The sequence below is a fragment of the Bacillus sp. 05T31 genome (genome assembly GCF_056396725.1).
In genome coordinates, this window is sequence record NZ_JBFTMA010001390.1 from 1 (window position 1) to 447 (window position 447).

At 36.3% G+C, this 447-nt stretch carries 1 pseudogene; it reads left to right on the top strand.

From position 1 onward, the window contains the following. Positions 1-2: 2 nt before the first annotated feature. Positions 3-447: pseudogene (locus AC1DJR_RS33445) on the top strand (sigma-54-dependent Fis family transcriptional regulator); the annotation flags it as partial.

Below are 447 nucleotides of genomic sequence, written 5' to 3' on the forward strand. Positions count from 1 at the left end.
RTATGAAACAAAATGTGTTAATTRTTGGAGCAGGTGAAGGTGGGAGTACACTGCTGAGTCTGTTGCAAAATTCGAATATATTTCAAATTATAGGGGTTATTGATATTAATCCAATTGCGAAAGGATTACAAATCGCAAAGGAACATGGRGTTCCGATTGCTGATAGTGTGACTCCGTTTCTTTCTATGCATATTGATGTAATGTTTGATATGACAGGTGATTATGATTTACATAAAGTTTTATTGGGAAGCAAGCATAAAGACACCCTTCTTATACCAGGGGATATTGCAAAAATTGTTACGAGACTAGCGCATGAGAAGGAAAGTTTAATTGGAAAGCTAGAAGAACAGACGCAACAAGGGAATTTAATTTTAAATTCAACGCATGACGGTATGATTGTTATAGACCAAGAGGGACAAGTTCGTCTGTTTAATAAAAGCGCAGAGC